This is a genomic window from Oleiphilus sp. HI0125 (genome assembly GCF_001635355.1).
Map to the genome: position 1 here is coordinate 1 of NZ_LWGF01000205.1, position 660 is coordinate 660.

At 45.5% G+C, this 660-nt stretch carries 1 protein-coding gene; it reads right to left on the reverse strand.

What is annotated here, in order from left to right:
* Positions 1-119: 119 nt before the first annotated feature.
* Positions 120-660 (reverse strand): DbpA RNA binding domain-containing protein (locus tag A3762_RS28665; protein ID WP_197468985.1); only part of this gene is annotated, 541 nt, incomplete at its 5' end.

A 660-nucleotide genomic window follows, 5' to 3' on the forward strand; every position in this document is an offset into this window, starting at 1 on the left:
GATCAACTGCACACTGAAAACGACGTGAAGCAATTCAATAATTTGAGCAAGAAGTGTTTTATCAAATAAAAAAGGCAGAATGGAGACAGTCTGCCTTTTTGGTTTCTTTAGATTTCGATTTACTTGAGCTTTCTCGCGCGGAATTTGCGCCCTTTTATTTTTCCTTCATTCAGAATATTCAACGCCTTGCGCATCGATCCTGATTTCACTGCGACATAACTTGCTCGTGCAACGATTTTAATTTTGCCGACTTCAGAGCCGGCTATTCCGCCATCTGCTGTTAGGGCTCCTAACAGATCTCCGGGGCGTACTTTATCTCGTTTACCGCCAGAAATTTCTATCGTCACGAACTCAGGTTCAGGAAAACTACCCTTTGCCTTAAAGCTAGCAGCATCGAGATATTCAAGTGCTTGTTGGCGCTCACCTTCTAAAATTTCGAGCTTGTACCGTTGCTTCGCTGTGTAGATGCTATAAGCTTTTCCTGAGTGACCAGCGCGACCAGTCCGCCCAATACGATGCACATACACTTCACTGTCTCGTGGCAAGTCATAATTGACGACAAGAGCAACATCATCGACATCTAAGCCACGAGCCGCGACATCTGTCGCAACCAAAACACAGCAGCTTCCCTGCATAAATCGGGTTAGAACAGAGTCACGC